The 16085-nt window shown below is 62.6% G+C and carries 19 protein-coding genes; 8 read left to right on the forward strand and 11 right to left on the reverse strand.

Annotation, left to right across the window (positions count from 1 at the left end; all coding sequences use genetic code 11):
• Positions 1-16: 16 nt before the first annotated feature.
• Both NBW56_RS05345 and NBW56_RS05350 read right to left on the reverse strand, forming a co-directional pair.
• A complete protein-coding gene (locus tag NBW56_RS05345) occupies positions 17-949 on the reverse strand; it encodes a sulfurtransferase (RefSeq protein ID WP_250258258.1) in 933 nt (310 codons plus the stop codon).
• Complete coding sequence (locus NBW56_RS05350) at positions 946-1821, reverse strand: HAD family hydrolase (RefSeq protein ID WP_250258259.1); 876 nt, start codon at positions 1819-1821, stop codon at positions 946-948. The genes NBW56_RS05345 and NBW56_RS05350 overlap by 4 nt, the downstream gene beginning before the upstream one ends.
• On the opposite strand from NBW56_RS05350, the gene NBW56_RS05355 reads away from it, so the two are divergent.
• From NBW56_RS05355 to NBW56_RS05365, 3 genes are read left to right on the forward strand one after another with little or no spacing between them, the layout of a single operon-like run.
• Entirely contained in the window at positions 1820-2764 is a 945-nt protein-coding gene (locus NBW56_RS05355; RefSeq protein ID WP_250258260.1) for a PfkB family carbohydrate kinase, read from the forward strand. The genes NBW56_RS05350 and NBW56_RS05355 overlap by 2 nt on opposite strands.
• A gap of 59 nt (positions 2765-2823) precedes the next feature.
• Positions 2824-3336: a glutathione peroxidase gene (locus tag NBW56_RS05360; RefSeq protein WP_250258261.1), complete on the forward strand. Its 513-nt coding sequence runs from the start codon at positions 2824-2826 to the stop codon at positions 3334-3336.
• 22 nt (positions 3337-3358) lie between these two features.
• Entirely contained in the window at positions 3359-4483 is a 1125-nt protein-coding gene (locus NBW56_RS05365) for an SPFH domain-containing protein (protein ID WP_250258262.1), read from the forward strand.
• 73 nt (positions 4484-4556) lie between these two features.
• Here the strand turns inward: NBW56_RS05365 and NBW56_RS05370 are convergent, their stop codons facing one another.
• Complete coding sequence (locus tag NBW56_RS05370) at positions 4557-5498, reverse strand: aldo/keto reductase (protein ID WP_250258263.1); 942 nt, start codon at positions 5496-5498, stop codon at positions 4557-4559.
• 214 nt (positions 5499-5712) lie between these two features.
• Here NBW56_RS05370 and NBW56_RS05375 point away from each other — a divergent pair, with 214 nt between their 5' ends.
• From NBW56_RS05375 to NBW56_RS05385, 3 genes are read left to right on the forward strand one after another with little or no spacing between them, the layout of a single operon-like run.
• Positions 5713-5952 (forward strand): sulfurtransferase TusA family protein, encoded by a 240-nt coding sequence (locus NBW56_RS05375; RefSeq protein WP_250258264.1) that lies wholly within the window; start codon positions 5713-5715, stop codon positions 5950-5952.
• Position 5953: 1 nt separating this feature from the next.
• Positions 5954-6313, forward strand: a complete 360-nt coding sequence (locus tag NBW56_RS05380) for a DsrE family protein (RefSeq protein ID WP_126846877.1) — start codon at positions 5954-5956, stop codon at positions 6311-6313.
• 22 nt (positions 6314-6335) lie between these two features.
• Positions 6336-7952, forward strand: coding sequence for a 5-methyltetrahydropteroyltriglutamate--homocysteine methyltransferase (locus tag NBW56_RS05385; RefSeq protein WP_250258265.1), 1617 nt, complete (start codon positions 6336-6338; stop codon positions 7950-7952).
• Between the two features lie 84 nt (positions 7953-8036).
• Here NBW56_RS05385 and NBW56_RS05390 read toward each other — a convergent pair whose 3' ends face one another.
• Entirely contained in the window at positions 8037-9221 is a 1185-nt protein-coding gene (locus tag NBW56_RS05390) for a MalY/PatB family protein (RefSeq protein WP_250258266.1), read from the reverse strand.
• 91 nt (positions 9222-9312) lie between these two features.
• Here NBW56_RS05390 and NBW56_RS05395 point away from each other — a divergent pair, with 91 nt between their 5' ends.
• Complete coding sequence (locus tag NBW56_RS05395) at positions 9313-10347, forward strand: glycosyltransferase family 2 protein (protein ID WP_250258267.1); 1035 nt, start codon at positions 9313-9315, stop codon at positions 10345-10347.
• 108 nt (positions 10348-10455) lie between these two features.
• On the opposite strand, the gene NBW56_RS05400 is transcribed toward NBW56_RS05395, so the two are convergent.
• From NBW56_RS05400 to NBW56_RS05425, 6 genes are all read right to left on the reverse strand, one after another.
• Positions 10456-10791, reverse strand: coding sequence for a branched-chain amino acid transporter permease (locus NBW56_RS05400; protein WP_055090293.1), 336 nt, complete (start codon positions 10789-10791; stop codon positions 10456-10458).
• Positions 10781-11536, reverse strand: a complete 756-nt coding sequence (locus NBW56_RS05405; protein ID WP_074298466.1) for an AzlC family ABC transporter permease — start codon at positions 11534-11536, stop codon at positions 10781-10783. The genes NBW56_RS05400 and NBW56_RS05405 overlap by 11 nt, the downstream gene beginning before the upstream one ends.
• Positions 11537-11679: 143 nt before the next feature.
• A complete protein-coding gene (locus tag NBW56_RS05410; protein WP_250258268.1) occupies positions 11680-12066 on the reverse strand; it encodes a type II toxin-antitoxin system VapC family toxin in 387 nt (128 codons plus the stop codon).
• A complete protein-coding gene (locus NBW56_RS05415) occupies positions 12063-12320 on the reverse strand; it encodes a type II toxin-antitoxin system Phd/YefM family antitoxin (RefSeq protein ID WP_081976389.1) in 258 nt (85 codons plus the stop codon). Before NBW56_RS05415 ends, NBW56_RS05410 begins: the two co-directional genes overlap by 4 nt.
• Positions 12321-12437: 117 nt before the next feature.
• Complete coding sequence (add, locus tag NBW56_RS05420; RefSeq protein WP_250258269.1) at positions 12438-13448, reverse strand: adenosine deaminase; 1011 nt, start codon at positions 13446-13448, stop codon at positions 12438-12440.
• A gap of 94 nt (positions 13449-13542) precedes the next feature.
• Positions 13543-14037 carry an NUDIX domain-containing protein gene (locus NBW56_RS05425; RefSeq protein ID WP_250258270.1) on the reverse strand — a complete coding sequence of 165 codons (495 nt, stop codon included), beginning with the start codon at positions 14035-14037 and terminating at the stop codon, positions 13543-13545.
• A gap of 83 nt (positions 14038-14120) precedes the next feature.
• Here NBW56_RS05425 and NBW56_RS05430 point away from each other — a divergent pair, with 83 nt between their 5' ends.
• A complete protein-coding gene (locus NBW56_RS05430) occupies positions 14121-15104 on the forward strand; it encodes a DMT family transporter (RefSeq protein WP_250258272.1) in 984 nt (327 codons plus the stop codon).
• 136 nt (positions 15105-15240) lie between these two features.
• On the opposite strand, the gene NBW56_RS05435 is transcribed toward NBW56_RS05430, so the two are convergent.
• Positions 15241-15846 (reverse strand): hypothetical protein, encoded by a 606-nt coding sequence (locus tag NBW56_RS05435; RefSeq protein WP_250258273.1) that lies wholly within the window; start codon positions 15844-15846, stop codon positions 15241-15243.
• Between the last annotated feature and the right edge of the window lie 239 nt (positions 15847-16085).

Here is a 16085-nt window from a genome sequence, read left to right on the forward strand (position 1 = left end):
CGGTCCCGACGGTTGCCTAGGAACCGTCGGACCCCTCCCCTTCCCCCGTTTCCACCGCGCGTTCGGGGTTGCGCGACCATTCAGAGTATGAGCCTGCGTAGAGGTAGACGTGGGCGAACCCGGCGAAATCCATCGCGAGTGTGTTGACCGCGGCGCTCACGCCCGAGCCGCAATAGTTGAACGTGATTCGTTCCGTTGTCGCGCCCGCGCGTTCGAATGCGGCACGAATCTCCTCGCGCGAGCGGAAGGTCCCGTCGGCCTCGAGAAGCGACGTAAACGGGACATTTTTTGCGGTCGGGATGTGCCCGGGCCGCGGGTCGAGGGTTTCGGATTCTCCGCGATAACGCGCGGGCGGGCGCGCGTCGATCAAGAGAGCACCCTTGGTGGGGATCGCGTGCTGGACTTCGTCTTCGCTCACGAGCCGCACGTAGGGCTGCCACGGGAAGTCGCTCGGCTCGCGACGCACCTCACCAGTGTCAAGCGCGTGCTCTCCCGCACAGCGCACGTAAGCCTCGAGCCCGCCATCGAGAACGGCAGCATTCACGCCCACGAAGCGCAGCATAAGCGCGAGTCGAGCAGCGCCCATGGGGTCGCCCGCGCCGTAGCAGATCACCGTATCTTCGAAGTTGATGCCGAGCGCGCTAAGTTTCTCGGAGAGCTCGTCGTCGTCGGGGAACGGGTGGCGGCCGCGCTCTGGCGCCCCCTCCCCCGTGAGGTCCTGTTCGAGGTCCACAAAAATCGCCCCGGGAATATGCGCTTTCAGGTAACTATCGCGCATGGCACCCTCCGCAACGCTCCAGCGCACGTCGGCAATGACGAGGTCACCCGTTCCCGGTTCGAGACTTCCAATGTTCGCGCTCCCGGCCTCGGGCGCGCGCCCTCCCGTGCGTTCAAGGAGCGCCGCCGCACTCACGAACGGCGGCAGGTCCTGCCAGTCAAACTCGCTCATGTCTCAAGCGTAGTGCGGGCGAGTGCGCGCGCTCTCAGAGCCGCGTCGATCACGTGGGCAACACCCGCGTCGGTATTTGCCGGGGCGAGGGCGTCGGCGTGTGCGTGGAGGTCCGGGTGAGCGTTACGTACAGCAATTCCGACGCCTGCAGCGTTCAGCATCGGAAGGTCGTTTGGCATGTCTCCCACGGCCCACACCTGGGCGGGCTCAATCCGGCGTGCGTGACATGCGTGAGCGAGCGCGGTGGCCTTCGATATGCCGAGGGGGCTAAGTTCAGCGAGACCGTCGGACGTGGACACGTGTAGTTCGGCGAGGCCCTTGATACGCGAGCGCACCTCGCGGTAAAACTCCTCCGTGTCCAGAAGGCTCGACACCGCGAGGATCTTGCCGGCGCCGCACGAAATCTCGCTCAACAGGGTGAAGGTGGCGTCGGACTCTCGATCCCGCTCCCCTGCCGCCGGCGCCGAAGGGAAAGCTCGCTCCCGCACGAAGCCTTCGGCGGTTTCGGCTGAAAGGGCGATTCCCGAAACGGGGGCAAGCGCACGAGCGACCGCGCGGACCTCACTTATCGAAAATCCACGATCCTCAAGGATCGCGCCCGTCGCGGCATCGAGAATGTATGCGCCGTTCGCGGCATAGATCGCGCCCGCGCTAAGTCCCCGAAATCGTGTGAGCCAGCGAGGTGGGCGCGCCGTCACGAGGCAAAAATCGAGCCCATTGTCGCGTGCCCTCTGGAGCGCGTCGAGGTTCTTCGGGGGAATCGCCCCCTTGTCGTCCACGAACGTGCCGTCGATGTCGGCGGTAATAAGGGCGGGCGCGGGCGGTGAAAGAGGGAGCATTGCCTCATCGTAGTGCCCGTACACTCGAGTCATGCCCCGAGTTCTCCATACCGCCCAGGCGCTTGTCGATGTCATGATCGAGGTTCCCGCACTTCCGAGTACGGGCGCCAACGTGAATGCGGTTGGTGTCCCGAGATCCTATGCGGGCGGAGCCGTCACTATTTCACTCGCCGCGGCTCGAGTGGGGGCAAAGGCCGTACACGGAGGTGCCCACGGCGAAGGGCCGAACGGCGACCTCATCCGCGAGGTTCTGCGGGAGAACGGAATCGGCCTCTCGAGCCCCGTCATCGAGGGCACGGACACGGGCTGCTGCTACGTGTTCGTCGAGCCTTCCGCCGAGCGCACGTTCGTGACGTGCTACGGCGCCGAACGTGCCATCACCGCGGAGTCCCTCGCCTTGCTGGAGCCCGAGGCGGGCGACCTCGTGTGCGTGAGCGGCTACAGCCTTTTCGAGCCCACGCGCGATCCGCTCCTGACCTTCCTCGACACGCTTGACAGCGGTGCCCACCTGGTTCTCGACCCCGGCGCGCCGTTCGCGTCGTTCCCGCGAGCCCTGCGGAAACGGATCCTCGCGCGCACCGACGTGTGGACGTCGAACGCCGATGAAGCACGCGAGATCACCGGCATCGACGACGTGAGAGGAACCCTGCCCGCCCTCGGCCGGCTTCTCGGGCAGGGTGCGGTGGTGATCGTGAGGGATGGTTCCGACGGTTGCTACCTTTTCGAGCGCGGCCACCTCGACTACGTTCCCGGCTACCCGCAAAAGGCGATTGACACGAACGGCGCGGGCGACACTCACACGGGAATTGTGCTCGGCGAAAGGGCACTGGGCACACCGTGGCTCGAAGCCGCGCGACGAGCGAATGCCGGGGCGGCACTCAAGGTGACCCGTAAAGGCCCCATCACCGCACCCACGCGAGGCGAAATTGACGCTTTTCTCGCGTCGAGTCCTGCCACGTCCCTTGAAGTGCACTGAGGTGCGCACGGTACTCTGGTATCGCACGTCACATTCTGCCCTCGATCGAAGGATCCTTCGTGAACTCTGCCCACACTGAGGCCACCGCTCCAACAACTCTGTTCGACTTTACGGTCACAGGTGCGAGCGGTGAGCCGCGGGATCTCTCCGAGTTCACGGAAAAAGTCACTCTCGTCGTGAACACCGCAAGCGAATGCGGATTTACGCCCCAGTACGAAGGCCTCCAGGAACTCCAAGAACGCTTCGAGGATCGCGGTTTTAGCGTTCTGGCCTTCCCGTGCAATCAATTCGGCAACCAGGAACCCGGAACGATGGAGGACATCGTCGATTTTTGCGAGACCCGCTACCGCACGACTTTTCCCGTGTTCGCCAAGGTCGACGTCAACGGTAAGAATGCCGATCCGCTGTTCACCTGGCTCGAAGAACAGCGCGGCGGGATGCTCGGCGGCCGCATCGCGTGGAATTTCACGAAATTCCTCGTAGGCCGCGATGGGCTCGTCATCCGCCGCTTTGCACCGCCCATTCCACCGTCGCGCATCGCCACATCGATCACCAGGGCCCTCGCGGCCTAAACCCCACGAAGAAAGGACCCCCATGGAAGCTCTCGTCGGTATTCTCACCGGTGGCGGCGTCTTAATCGTCATCATCATCGTTCTGCTCGCCCTGCTTTTCGGCGGCCTCCGCTCCTCGATCCTCTTCACCGTGAAAACGCAAGAAAACGTGATCGTCGAGCGCTTCGGCAAATTCCTGCGCGTTGCGAAGCCCGGCCTGAATACGAAGATTCCGTTCATGGACACGCTCACGAAACCGATCTCGCTGCGTATCCGCCAGCTCGAGGTCAATATCGAGTCGAAAACGAAAGACAACGTGTTCGTGACCGTTCCGGTCGCCGTGCAGTACGTGATCCGCGAAGAGTCGGTTCAGGACGCCTACTACCGCCTCTCCAACCCCGAGGCGCAGATCCGCAGCTACGTGTTTGACACGGTGCGTTCGGCTCTTTCGGGCCTCGATCTTGACGCAGCCTTCGAATCGAAAGACGACATCGCTCGCAGCGTCGAGGCGACCCTCTCGACCCGCATGCAAGAGTTCGGTTTTCACATCGTCAACACCCTTGTGCAGGACATCTCGCCCGATCAGCGCGTGCGCGACTCGATGAACTCGATTAACGCCGCACAGCGCGACCGCGTTGCTGCGCAGTCGCTCGCCGAGGCTGACAAGATCAAGCGCGTGACGCAGGCTGAAGCCGAGGCCGAGTCGAAGCGCCTCCAGGGTGAGGGTGTCGCGGCTCAGCGCCGCGCGATCGCCATGGGCATTGCGGAACAGTACGAGATGCTCAAGCAGGTGGGCATCGAGAACACCGCTGAAGAACTACTGCTCATGACCCAGTACTTCGACACGATGCAAGACGTGGCCCGCAACGGTCGCTCGAACGTGCTGTTCCTCCCGTCCAATCCATCGTCGGTGGGGGCTATGGGGGACGAAATCCGTTCGGCTCTCCTGCAAGCACAAGCGGCAAACGACACGATCAACGGCGATTCCACTCCCGTGAACCCCGCCGAGCCCGTTGACGGGGAAGGCAATTCGCGCGAGCAGATTGAGCGTCTCCGCGCGGAGGCCAAGGAACGTGCCCGCCGCGCGCGGGAAGAGGCGCGCCGTAACGCCGAGGGCGCCGCGCAGAGCGCCCGCGAGCGCTTCGGTAACGAAGAGCCGAATCTCTAATCTCTTCGCCACTCACCAAAAGGCGGGTCCGGATGACTCCGGACCCGCCTTTTCCACGCGCGTGGGCCGCGCCTTAGCGTTTCGGCAGAAGCTCCGTGTCGAGGGCATCCTTCTCGCCGCTTTCGAGAGCCAAGCTCATGGCCTTCGCCGAGTCCGCGATCGAGGCGGGGCGCGACGCTCCGGGGATGGGGAGCACGTGATCGCCGAGCGACATCTCCCACGCAAGAACGACCTGCTGGGGGCTCACCTTGCGGTTGCGGGAAATCTCGGCGATCGCGGGGAACCGCTCACCGACCTCGGCGGCACCGCCACCCGTGCCGCCAAGGGGCGACCAGGGCACGAACGTGATCCCGTGCTCACCGCAGAACTGCAGCTCATCCCAGCTCGTGTGGTTGAAGCGCGGTGAGAACTCATTTTGTACGGCCGCGAGGTTTCCTTCGCCAAGCACCTCGAGCGCAATCTCGATTTCCTCAACGCTCGCGTTGGAGATTCCGATGTTCTTCACGTGGCCCTGATCCTTGAGCTCCGCCAGAGTCTCAATGGCCTCTGCGTACACGCGCGTGCGATCAGGGCGATGAAGGTAGTACAGGTCAATCTTCTCGACCCCGAGGTTCTTTTTTGAGCGCACGACGGCCGCGCGAAAGTGCCCCACGGAACTATCGCGGCCCCATTTCTCGCCCTCGGCTCGCGTAATGCCGCCTTTCGTCGCCACGGCGATGTTCGCGCGGTCAAAGTCAGGGTGCGAGGCCGCGTAGGCTTCAAGCGCATCGGCGACCTGGCGTTCGTTGTGGCCCACCTTGTTCCATGCGGGGGCGTAGATGTCGGCGGTATCAATGAGCGTGATCCCGGAACCGAGCGCAGCAGCAATGGTGGCACGTGCGTTTTGCACGTCGTCCGCTTTTTCCTCGAACGAGAGCGGCATTGCGCCGAGCCCGAGTGGCGTCACCTGGAGGCGCCCGATCGAGCGCGAGGGGTAAGCGATGGACGGGGAAACTGCACTGTCTGCTGTGGTCATAGCCTCAGCCTAGCCGTAATAATCGGGGCATTGGTGAGACTCGTGGTGCGCGAGCTGCCCCAGCACATGCACAATGATGGCGGGGTCGCGCCATCACTTTTCGCATACGCGATCTCGCGGGAAAAGGGTCCTGACCGGGACTGATATGGTGGTAACGGCGGTGTGCGCTTCACCACACGGCCTCAAGGATGACCCACCGGTGAAAGGCACACGCATGAGTGAAACTGCCGATCTCGCAGTCGCCGATAGCTGGGACGCCGGAGACTTGGGCTGCGGCGAACTTGTCATGCAACTGCGCTCGCGAATGCTTGCCCTACAACCGGGAGAAATCTTTGAACTGATCGCTACCGATGAAGGAGCGGTCATCGATATCCCCGCCTGGTGCAGTCTCACCGGGCATTCCCTGGCTGCGGCGCATCCGCCGCAATTCCTGATCCAACGAAAGGATTCCTGACATGTCCAAGATCTGCGTAAGCATCACCCACGCGAAAGACAATGTTGATAAGGCCACCGTCGCATTCGTGATCGCCAACGCCTCGATCGCCTCCGACCAGGAAACCGTCGTGTTTCTTTCCTCCGAGGGCGCACGCCTCGCCGAAGAGGGCTACGCCGATGACATGCACGAAGAGGGCTTCGCGTCGCTCAAGGAACTGATCACCAACTACGCCGAGGCGGGCGGCACCATCTGGGTCTGCTCCCCCTGCTACAAGAAGCGCGGACTCGATGAAGGAAAGCTCATCAAGGGCGCCACGATCGTGGGCGGCGCGAAGCTCGTCGAGTACATGTCGCAAGGCGCAAGCTGCGTGAGCTACTGATCCGTTCTCTATCGATACCGCCATGACACACAATCACGAGTTCACACCGGCCACCTTCAAAGACGGTTTGCAAGGCCACACCAGTTTCGACGGGGGAGATCTGGATTGCGGCAACGGGCTCCTGCTCTTGATCCGCAAACACCTCGACCCCCTCGATCCCGGTAAGTTCCTTGAGATCGCCTCCGTGGATTCCACGGTGGAGGTGGATTTGCCATCGTGGTGCAGCATGACCGGAAACGACCTGGTCGATACCCTCACCACGACCGTGCAATTCCAGGGCCGTGAACTCAAGCAGTGGCGGTTTTTGGTGTGCAAGGGCGCCTATGCGGGCACGGCACATGCACGTGCCGAGGAGCCTGCACCCACTGTCGCGGAGCCCGCAGCGGGCACAGGAAAGAAGCCCCGTAAACGCCCCCAGATGGCGATTACGCAGGAGGTGGTCACACCGCACATCCCCGACCGCCTTCCCGAACCCGCTGCGGCGCCAACCCTCGAACCCCTGTCAGTGCACACCATGGGCAGTTGGCCCCGGCCCTCATGGCTCATTCGTGCGCTTCATGAACACCTTGAAGGTCGACTTCCTGATGCGGAGTTTGACGCCGCCGCCAACGACGCCGTGCAACTGGTGGTCGCCGCCCAGGAACGCGCTGGTGTCGACGTGGTCACCGACGGCGAAATGCGCCGCGACAACTACTCCAGCTTCGTGGGGGGACTGCTACAAAACTGCCAGCTCATCCCCATCACCGATCTCCTGCCGTACGTCGATGACCCCGTGCAGTTCGAACGCGAACTGCGCGCCCTCGACGTGCCCGCTGGCGAAGTGCGCCACCCGGCGGTCTTCGGGCCGCTCGGCCGCGATAAGTCCCTCGCCGTGCACGAGGCGACGTACCTGAAAACCATCACCGATCGTGCAGTGAAGGTCGATCTGCCCGGCCCCTACCTACTCACGCGCACCATGTGGATGGAATGCGTCTCCGATCGCGCCTACCCCGATAGGGAAACCCTCGCGACCGATGTGGTGCGGATTTTGCGAGAAGAAATCGCCGAGCTGCTCGCCGCAGGCGTTGCCCTGGTGGAGATCGACGAGCCCGTGCTCAGCGAGGTGGTGTACGGCCACCAAGGTGGCGGTGGACGCACCTTCATGTGCGGTGCGCTCGGTGAACGGAAAGCGGTGCAGCCGGAACTGGAGTTCGCGACCGACCTGATCACGCGGGTCGCTCATGGCTTCCCCGCTGATCGCCTCGGCATTCACGTGTGCCGCGGCAACTGGACGCCCGACGAATCCAAGGCTCTTTCGGGAGACTATGCGCCGCTGCTGCCACTGCTGTCATCCGTGCCGATCGGCAACGTCATCCTCGAAACGTGCACGCCGCGAGCCGGTGGTTGGGAACACTTGACCGGCCTTCGCGACGACCAGCGGCTCGGTATCGGGATCTTCAATCAAAAGGCACCGCAGAACGAAACCTTCGAGGCTGTACTCGAGCGAGGGCGCACCGCGGTGAACATGTTCGGAAAAGAGCGCCTGCTGCTGAGCACTGACTGCGGCTTCGCCACCTTCGCCGATAACCCCATCGTGGCCGGCAAGGAGGCGGAAGCGGCGATGTCGATGCTCGCGCGGGTGCGCGACGCCTTGCGTTAGGGCATTTCTGCATCGGCCTCCCACCCGCGTCAGTACAGGTTTCCCCCTGGGGCGCATGCAGCCCCTCGTGCCCGAACCTCGGCACTAACGACCGTGCGCCTGAGCGAGGCGCACCAGGGCCTCCTCGAGAACCCGTGTGGGCGTGCCGAGATTGAGTCGTTCGAATCCGGGCGCACCGAAGGTTCGCCCATGCTCGAAGAACACGTGCGCCTCTTGATCGTGCAGGCGCGTCAGCTCGCGCTCATCGATTCCAAGTTTGCGGAAATCGATCCACTGGAGGAACGTCCCTTCGAGCGGCGCGATCAACACCTCCGGGAAGTGCTCAGCGAAAAATTCTCTGCTGACGCGATCATTGCGTGCCACGAGCTCGAGGAGGCCCTCGAGCCAATCGCTCGCCTCCGTGTAGGCGATCTCAATCGCGCGATACCCGAGACAGTTCACGAAGTGGAAGCCCCACGCCTCGAGTTCCCGCTCGTAGGCAGAACGCAGCTCGGCGTTCTCGATGATCGCCCAGCTCGTTTGCACGCCCGCAAGGTTGAAACTCTTCGACGCTGACGACAGGGTGATGGTCCGTGACGTCGCATCCTCGCTGATCGCCGCGAAAGGGATGTGCTCGAAACCCTCGTGAACGATATCCGCGTGGATTTCGTCGGCAATGACCGTGACGTCGTTGGCGCGTGCGAGGTGCGCAATCTCCTCGAGCTCCGTGTACGTCCACACGCGGCCCGTGGGGTTGTGCGGCGAACACAGGATCAGCACCGAAACATCCTCACCCGAGAGGGCTTCGGCGAGGGCCGCGAAATCAATGCGGTAGCGCCCACCCTCGCCGTCGAGGGGAACGCGGACCACGCGCCTGCCCGTTTTCTCGATTGCCTCGACCATGGGTGGATACGCTGGCGTCAAGAGCGCGACCCCGTCGCCAGCCTTGCTCGCTGCGCGCACACCGGCAAAAAGCCCCGTCACGACGCCAGGCATCAGTGAAATCCAGCTCGTGTCAATCGCCCAGCGATGGCGCACGGCTTGCCACATTTGAATCGCCGAGAACAGTGCAGGCGTCGGACCCGTGTACCCCAGGACCGCACTCGCGAGGTGCTCGCGCAGCCCCCGCGTGATCTCCGGCGCGGGAAGGAAGTCAAGATCCGCAGTCGACAACGGCGCGATGCCAGCCGGCACGTCCCCACCACGCTCGCGCATGAGCTCCCACTTCACCGAGCCCGTATCCGTGCGATCCACGAGGGTTTCAAAATCGTATTCGGGCGCGGGAGTCACGGCTCATACCTCTCATATTGTCGTCGTTGAACCGGTAGCACTCTCCATCGTACGGCGCTCACTCTCGGTTCGTGGTCGTACCATGATTCTTATGCGTGAAGCCCCTCTGATCTCATTCGTTGTGCCGTGCTACAACTCAGCGGAGTACATGCGAAGGGGTATCGACTCGATCCTCCTTGACGGCGACGAGCCTCGCGAGCGCATCGAGATCATCCTCGTGAACGACGGATCGACGGATGCCACGGAGCAGATCGCGCGCGAATACGAGGAGCGGCATCCGAGTATCGTGCGGGTCGTGGCCCAAGCCAACGGCGGGCACGGTGCGGCAGTCATGGCGGGTGTGCGCACCGCAGTGGGCACGTATCTCAAGGTTCTCGATTCTGATGATCGACTCGACGCGCGAGCTCTCACCGCGCTACTGGACACGGTCGCCTCTTTTCCGCCGGATCACCACCCCGATGTTGTCCTCACCGATTACGTGTACGACAATCACGCGCTCAAAAGGAACCGTCGGATCGGATACCGGCGCACCGTGCCGGCGCGCCGAACCGTCACATGGGATCAGGTCTCGAGGCCCCGTATGGGCAGCTACTTCCTCATGCACGCCATCCTCTATAAGCGCAGCGTTCTCCTCGACTCAGGTCTCGAACTCCCCCGCCACACGTTCTATGTGGACAACCTCTATGCGTCAATCCCTCTGCGGTATACGCACACCCTCTACTACCTGCCCGTGCCGCTTTATTACTACTTCATCGGTCGCGAGGATCAGAGCGTCAACGAAAAAATTATGATTTCGCGGCTTGATCAGCAGCTTCGCGTCAATAGGATCATGATTGATGAGTTGCGCGTGGAAAACATCGCCTCGCGTTCGCTCCGCCGCTACCTGCTTCACTACCTCACGATCATCACGAGCGTGTCGCTCACGTTCGCCGTGCTCGCGAAAACTCCCGAGGCAAAAGCTCAGGGCCGCGAACTTCTCGCCTACCTCAAGGCGCACAACTATCCCGCGTATCGGGCTTATCGACGCACCCCCATGAGCATCGGGCTCAGCGCACGCGGGCCGGGTGCGCACCGGTTTATCCGCACCACCTACGGGGTTATTCGCAAACGGTTTGGGTTCAATTAGGTCCGACGGTTGCCGGGCTACCGTCGGACATTTTTGCACGCACCGAACCACGCAACCGAGCCGAGAGCGCTCCTGCCTCCGCGGCGCCCTGCCGCCCCAACGCTTTGTTTAGAAGAAGTTCACGAGGAGCACGAATGCGAGGGTGCCCGCGGCGACACTCACGAGGGTGCGGCGCCCAAAGAGAAGATGCACAGCGATCGTGACGGCCGAAGCAATGAGCAAATGAATGACGCTGCCGGGTTCCTCGGCGAGGGTGCTCTTGAAGGTCGCGAGCGCGAGGATCACGAGGATGCCCGCGGGCATCCACACGGCCATGACGCGCACGAATTGCGATTTGCGCAGTGGTTCGAGAATCGCGAACGGGAGCGCGCGCAGCGTGAAGGTCACGGCGAAGGCGATGAGGAGAACCGAGGCGAGGTACCAGAAGGGGATGTCAAGCTGCATCGTCGCTCTCCATCTCTGCCGGGAGTGGCCTCGTGAGGCGCACGGCGATCGTGTAGCGCGCGGCGAGGGTGGCGACGAAGCCGATCATCGCCGCGAAGATCGGCTGGCTAGGAAGTAAAAGAAGCGCGAGGCCGAAGGCGGCAGCGCCGAGGAGAAGTGACGGGATCTCCTGTTTCGTGCGGCACGCATCGAGGGTCAGCGTGATGAACAGGGCGCACAGCGCGAAACTCAGGCCGCGGATCTGGAAGGGGATGAAGCTCGAGAGCAGTACCCCCATGAGGCCGCCACCCACCCAGCAGATCTGGAGTACGGCCCCTGCCGAGATCACGCGCGGCTGCGTCCAGCCCTTCGGGTTCGCGACCGTGACCGCGAAGATTTCGTCGGTGAGCGAATACATCGCGTAGAACTTCAAAAACGGGTTCTTCACGACCTTGAGTGGGAAGTTGAACGCGTAGAACACGTGGCGGAAGTTCACGAAGAACGATGCCGCCGCGATCGTCACAAGCGGCGTAAGCGACGTGATGAGTGTGATGAGCAGAAGCTCGAGGGAGCCCGCGTACGCGAAAAACGAAAGGGCGGGCGCCATCCACCACGGGAGCCCCGACTGCACCACAAGAAGGCCGAAGGCGATCCCGATCGGGATCATGCCGAGGCCTGCGGGGAGAATCAGGAGCGCGCCCTGCGTGATCTCGTGGCGCACGCTATAGGGTCGCTCGTGTGCGCCAGGCTGCGCCTCAACGCTCATGCGCGACTCCCTTAATCTCAGTGAAGTTCCGAACCCTGCGGTATGCAGGCAAATTTAATCTTCGCACGTCGCCACCGCGTCACGGTGCAAAAAAGGCACCTGACCTGTGTATACATTGCAGTGGGGGTGAGGTCGTTGACCCTTTACGCGGATAAAGGATCGCATACGGTGAGGCCCAAGTCCTGGGCAACAGCGAGCATTTGCTTATCGTGGCTCACTACGGTGACCGCACTGCCCAACTGTAGGGCAGTCGCAAGATGAATGGCATCAAGCGAACGAACGTTCTGCGGTAACGCCTCAGCGATCGAGAGCACTGCGTCAGTAATCGGCGCGACGTCAACATAGCGGAGAAGCAATTCTCGCTCCTGTACCGGCCGTCCCTGACGCCGCAGCACTCGAGTTAACTCAGTTTGGAGAAGCCTGGAAGAGACCACTCCGCGACCTCCAACGGCTTCTTTAAACCACGCTCGCGCCGGCACGTTTCCTTCGAGCACCGCTACCGCCACCGAAGTGTCGAGGTAGTTCGTCACCGGTCGCCTCTCGCCCAATCGACGAGTTCGTCTATCTCTGATTGCGGAGCGGCCGGCCGATCGGGCCAATCATCGTACGAGACCGGACCTCGATCGCGGGCCGGCGCTAAAGGTAGGGAGCCGTTCTCTTCCAGCGGGCCAAGCTGCGCCCAGGGGCGGTGATGTTTGGTCACGACATAGGTTTGCCCAGCAGCCGCATCATCGAGCGCGCGTGTGGGGTTCTGCCGGAGTTCGGCCACTGAAATCGTCTTCATGCCTCGAGTGTAGATGCAATATCTAGTCGAATCTAGAGCATTTTCCGCACCTGGGACGCAACGGGGCCCGGTGACTTTCTCGAATGTAGGGCTCTGGATGTTTGCAGCTTTTTGCACTCAGTTCGCGGCGACGAACTCCTCGAGCGAATCAAGCATCGCCGAACGCTCCGAATCCTCGGCCCACGAAATCTCGATCGAGTTCCGCGCGAGCTGTGCAACCTGTTCCTTCGTGAGGCTTTCCTTTTCCGCAAGCGTAAGGAAGTTATCCGCGATGTAACCACCGAAGTAGGCAGGGTCGTCGGAGTTAATCGAAACCTTCACCCCGCGGCCGAGCAGCTCCACAATCTCCTCGCCCTTCATCTCTTCCGTCACGAAGGAGTTCGACATGGGGCAGCTCGTCAGGCCGATCCCCTTCTCCACCACAAGCTTCACGAGCTCGGGATCCTCAATGATGTTCGTGCCGTGATCGAGGCGCTCGGCACCAAGCTCCGTGAGCGCGGTACGGATGTTGTCGATCGAACCGACCTGGTCGATATCGCAGTGCATTGTCACGCGAAGGCCGTTCTCACGTGCGAGGTCAAACGCCTCGGCGAACTTCTGCGGCGGGTTGTCACGCTCATCAGAATCGAGCCCCACGCCCACGAACATGTCCTTGTACGGAAGCGCCGCACGAAGGGTCTCAAGTGCCGAATCCGCCGACATGTCGCGAAGGAAGCACAGGATGAGATCCGCGCTCAGGCCATTCTCACGGGCCTCCTCGACGGCGCGGTAGTAGCCGCGGATCACAGCTTCGAGCTCGACCCCGCGCGAGGTGTGCGCCTGCGGGTCGAAAAAGCACTCGGCGCGCACAACGCCATTCTCTTTCGCCCGCGCAAAGTAGGCCGAGCCGAGCGCGTAGAAATCGTCCTCATCCTGAAGCACGTTCATTGCCGGGTAGTACACGGCGAGGAACGACGTGAGCGAATCAAACTGATACGAGGCCTCGACCTCTTCGACGGTCTCCTGACCGATATCGATCCCATTCTTCTTCGCAAGCTTGAGCTTGAGATCAGGTTCGAGAGTGCCTTCGAGGTGAAGGTGAAGCTCAGCCTTGGGAATGCCGTGGGCGAAGTCTCGCGAAATAGCCACGATTGCTCCTCATCATCGTTCGAGAAAAATGCTTCTTCGGGAATACCCTTTTTGTTGTTGCACCACGTGCGGCAGGCGAACGTCGGCCCCGCCCCTACAGTGACTGCTCGCGGATCGTGCCGAGCGTTCGCGGACGGATACTCGGATCTGCTTGGAGCCACTCGCCAACCTCGCGCGGTCGAACGTCGACGGTGTGGAGGTCATTGATCTCGATCCACTTGACGCCCACCTGGTGCGGGTCGTGGCCCTCCCCCATGCGCGGTTCACTACCGGGCTCGAGGTCGCACCAAAAGAGAAGATTTTGCTGGTGGAACACTTGCCCTGAGTCGCGGTGGCGGCCCACCTTCGCGCTGATGAGGTCGAACGTACACGCGAGATCGTAGACACGCACGGCCGCGCCAACCTCCTCCTCGCACTCCCGCTTGAGTGCCTCAACCTGGCTTTCGCCGTGTTCTTGCCCGCCGCCGGGCAGCACGAACACGCGGTTGCCGTGAACATCGATGTTTTCGTTGAACAGCACGCTTGTTCCGCGCACAATAATCGCCTTGACGCCCACACGTACGTTCGAATAACCGGGATCGAGTTCCATACCCCCATCGTAGGGGTCCGACGCCTGCCTGCCACCCTCGCGTCCTCTTTTGCGGGGAGTTTCTGCGCGAGACAATGGTGCACATGAGTACGCAAACAGAAGTGGCAGATGAGCACCAGGGGGAAGTCGCCACACCTCGCGCGCCGTGGTGGGCCATCGCCATCATTATGGCAGGGGGCGTTCTCGCCGCACTCCAGTCCCGTATTAATGCCGATCTTGCGGGCCAGCTCGAGAGCCCTTATCTCGCGGCCTTCGTGAGCTTCGGTATCGGCTGCCTTGGGCTTCTCGTGATCGTGCTTGCTCTGCCCGCTGAGCGACGTGCGGCGCGAGAATACGCGCGCGACCTCGCGACGGGTCGCTTCGACTGGCGGTATGCGATCGGCGGCCTTGGCGGCGCCTTCCTTGTTTTCACCCAGTCCCTCACGGTCGGCGTGCTCGGGGTTGCCCTCTTCATCGTGAGCGTCGTTGCGGGGCAAACTCTCGCTGGGGCGGCTCTTGACCGCGGAGGTTTCGGCCCCGGTGAGCCTCGTCGCTTGAGCACCTCACGCCTTGTCGGCTCAGCCCTCATGGTCGTGAGCGTCGCCTTGGCGCTTGCCTCCGGGCTCACGAATGCCGTCCCGTGGCTCAACCTGATCCTGCCGTTTTTCGCGGGCATAGGCGTCGGCCTCCAAACGGGAGCCAACGGCATCGTCACGGCGCACACGGGAAGTTTTCTCGTTTCGGCTCTCGGAAACTTTACGCTCGGCTCACTCGCGCTCGGCATAGCCGCGGCGGTCAGCCTCGCGCTCACCCCGCTGGGTGGGGCGTTTCCCACCAATCCGGTGCTCTACCTCGGTGGTCTGATCGGCCTCACCTACATCGCCGCTTCCGCCGCCCTCGTGCGGTACACGGGCGTGCTCGTGCTGAGCGGCGCGGCGATTGCGGGCCAGATCATCGGATCGGTCATGCTCGATGCGCTCGACCCGAGCGTGCACCTCTCCCCGCTCACGGCGACCGGGGCGGCGCTCACGCTGCTCGCGGCTGTCATCATCGCGGGCTACATTCCCCTGCGCTCAACCACGACCTGAACAACGCCCACACCGTCGGTCGTATCCCGAGGCTCCCGCAATCGCGACACGCGTGCGCGCGGCATGGGTGTCGAGGTAACGAGCAAGCGTTTCGGGAGCGTGCTGGAAGGTGGATGTGCGCGTGAGCCTCACGCGATCACGCCCGATCTGCGACGAGGCGAGCGCTCAGACCATCGGAAGCAAATTCGACATGGGAGGAGAGGTCCTCAACCGATTCGAGCACCGTGAACGTTGAGCGCTGCGACGCGGTGACGGCGCGCCACACATCCTCACCCGGATTGCTAGCTTCGGGGCTGAGCGCGGCAATCGCACGCGTGACGGTATCCACGTACTCGTCGAGGCTCGTGGCGAGCAGGTGCATGTCGAGCTCCTCGTCGATCCACCACACGCCACCCGGGATACCCTCATCATTGAGCGTGAGAATCACGGCGTCGTCAACGGTCTCGAAGAGGGGGTAGTACGACGTTGGCTCGTCCAGCAGAGTGAACGGCCCCAGGTCGGTGCGCTCCTCGGCCAGAAGATTCAGTTCAAACTCCTCCCCGACGCGTGCCCCCGCCATTTCATCTGCGAGGTCCTTGAGAGCGGGGGGAACATCGGCCCCGGATTCTTCGGGGTCGATCGGTTCAGCGAGGCCATTCGAGGCGGCAACGGCAACGGCAAGGCGCTCGAGCGCCGCCCGCATTTTCGAGGTCTCAACATCGGTAGTAGGAGTGGGCCAGTCGAGTTTTACGGGCTGATTCACGTGCATTCTCCTCGGGGCGCCGGGCCTTCGTGTAAAGGTTTCGTAAGGAACCGCGGCAATCCTACCGTGACCTCAACCACGATTCCCAGGCTCTAGCGCCAAAATCGCGGCGCTACCAGCACAAACATCAACTCGGCGAGCGAGTCATGCAGGTAAAGCGCAGCGCTCCCAGCATTTTGCTAGGCCGAATACAGCGGCCGGGAAGAATGAGGCGATTACATGTACTCACGCGTTAGCGG

It is taken from the genome of Dermabacter sp. Marseille-Q3180, assembly GCF_940792985.1.
GTDB lineage: Bacteria > Actinomycetota > Actinomycetes > Actinomycetales > Dermabacteraceae > Dermabacter > Dermabacter vaginalis.

Bases quoted from the DNA above. Each gene is read 5' to 3' on its own strand.
- NBW56_RS05345 (WP_250258258.1), bottom strand. From the start codon at position 949: ATGAGCGAGTTTGACTGGCAGGACCTGCCGCCGTTCGTGAGTGCGGCG.
- NBW56_RS05355 (WP_250258260.1), top strand. From the start codon at position 1,820: ATGCCCCGAGTTCTCCATACCGCCCAGGCGCTTGTCGATGTCATGATC.
- NBW56_RS05350 (WP_250258259.1), bottom strand. From the start codon at position 1,821: ATGACTCGAGTGTACGGGCACTACGATGAGGCAATGCTCCCTCTTTCA.
- NBW56_RS05365 (WP_250258262.1), top strand. From the start codon at position 3,359: ATGGAAGCTCTCGTCGGTATTCTCACCGGTGGCGGCGTCTTAATCGTC.
- NBW56_RS05370 (WP_250258263.1), bottom strand. From the start codon at position 5,498: ATGACCACAGCAGACAGTGCAGTTTCCCCGTCCATCGCTTACCCCTCG.
- NBW56_RS05375 (WP_250258264.1), top strand. From the start codon at position 5,713: ATGAGTGAAACTGCCGATCTCGCAGTCGCCGATAGCTGGGACGCCGGA.
- NBW56_RS05380 (WP_126846877.1), top strand. From the start codon at position 5,954: ATGTCCAAGATCTGCGTAAGCATCACCCACGCGAAAGACAATGTTGAT.
- NBW56_RS05385 (WP_250258265.1), top strand. From the start codon at position 6,336: ATGACACACAATCACGAGTTCACACCGGCCACCTTCAAAGACGGTTTG.
- NBW56_RS05395 (WP_250258267.1), top strand. From the start codon at position 9,313: ATGCGTGAAGCCCCTCTGATCTCATTCGTTGTGCCGTGCTACAACTCA.
- NBW56_RS05400 (WP_055090293.1), bottom strand. From the start codon at position 10,791: ATGCAGCTTGACATCCCCTTCTGGTACCTCGCCTCGGTTCTCCTCATC.
- NBW56_RS05405 (WP_074298466.1), bottom strand. From the start codon at position 11,536: ATGAGCGTTGAGGCGCAGCCTGGCGCACACGAGCGACCCTATAGCGTG.
- NBW56_RS05415 (WP_081976389.1), bottom strand. From the start codon at position 12,320: ATGAAGACGATTTCAGTGGCCGAACTCCGGCAGAACCCCACACGCGCG.
- NBW56_RS05425 (WP_250258270.1), bottom strand. From the start codon at position 14,037: ATGGAACTCGATCCCGGTTATTCGAACGTACGTGTGGGCGTCAAGGCG.
- NBW56_RS05430 (WP_250258272.1), top strand. From the start codon at position 14,121: ATGAGTACGCAAACAGAAGTGGCAGATGAGCACCAGGGGGAAGTCGCC.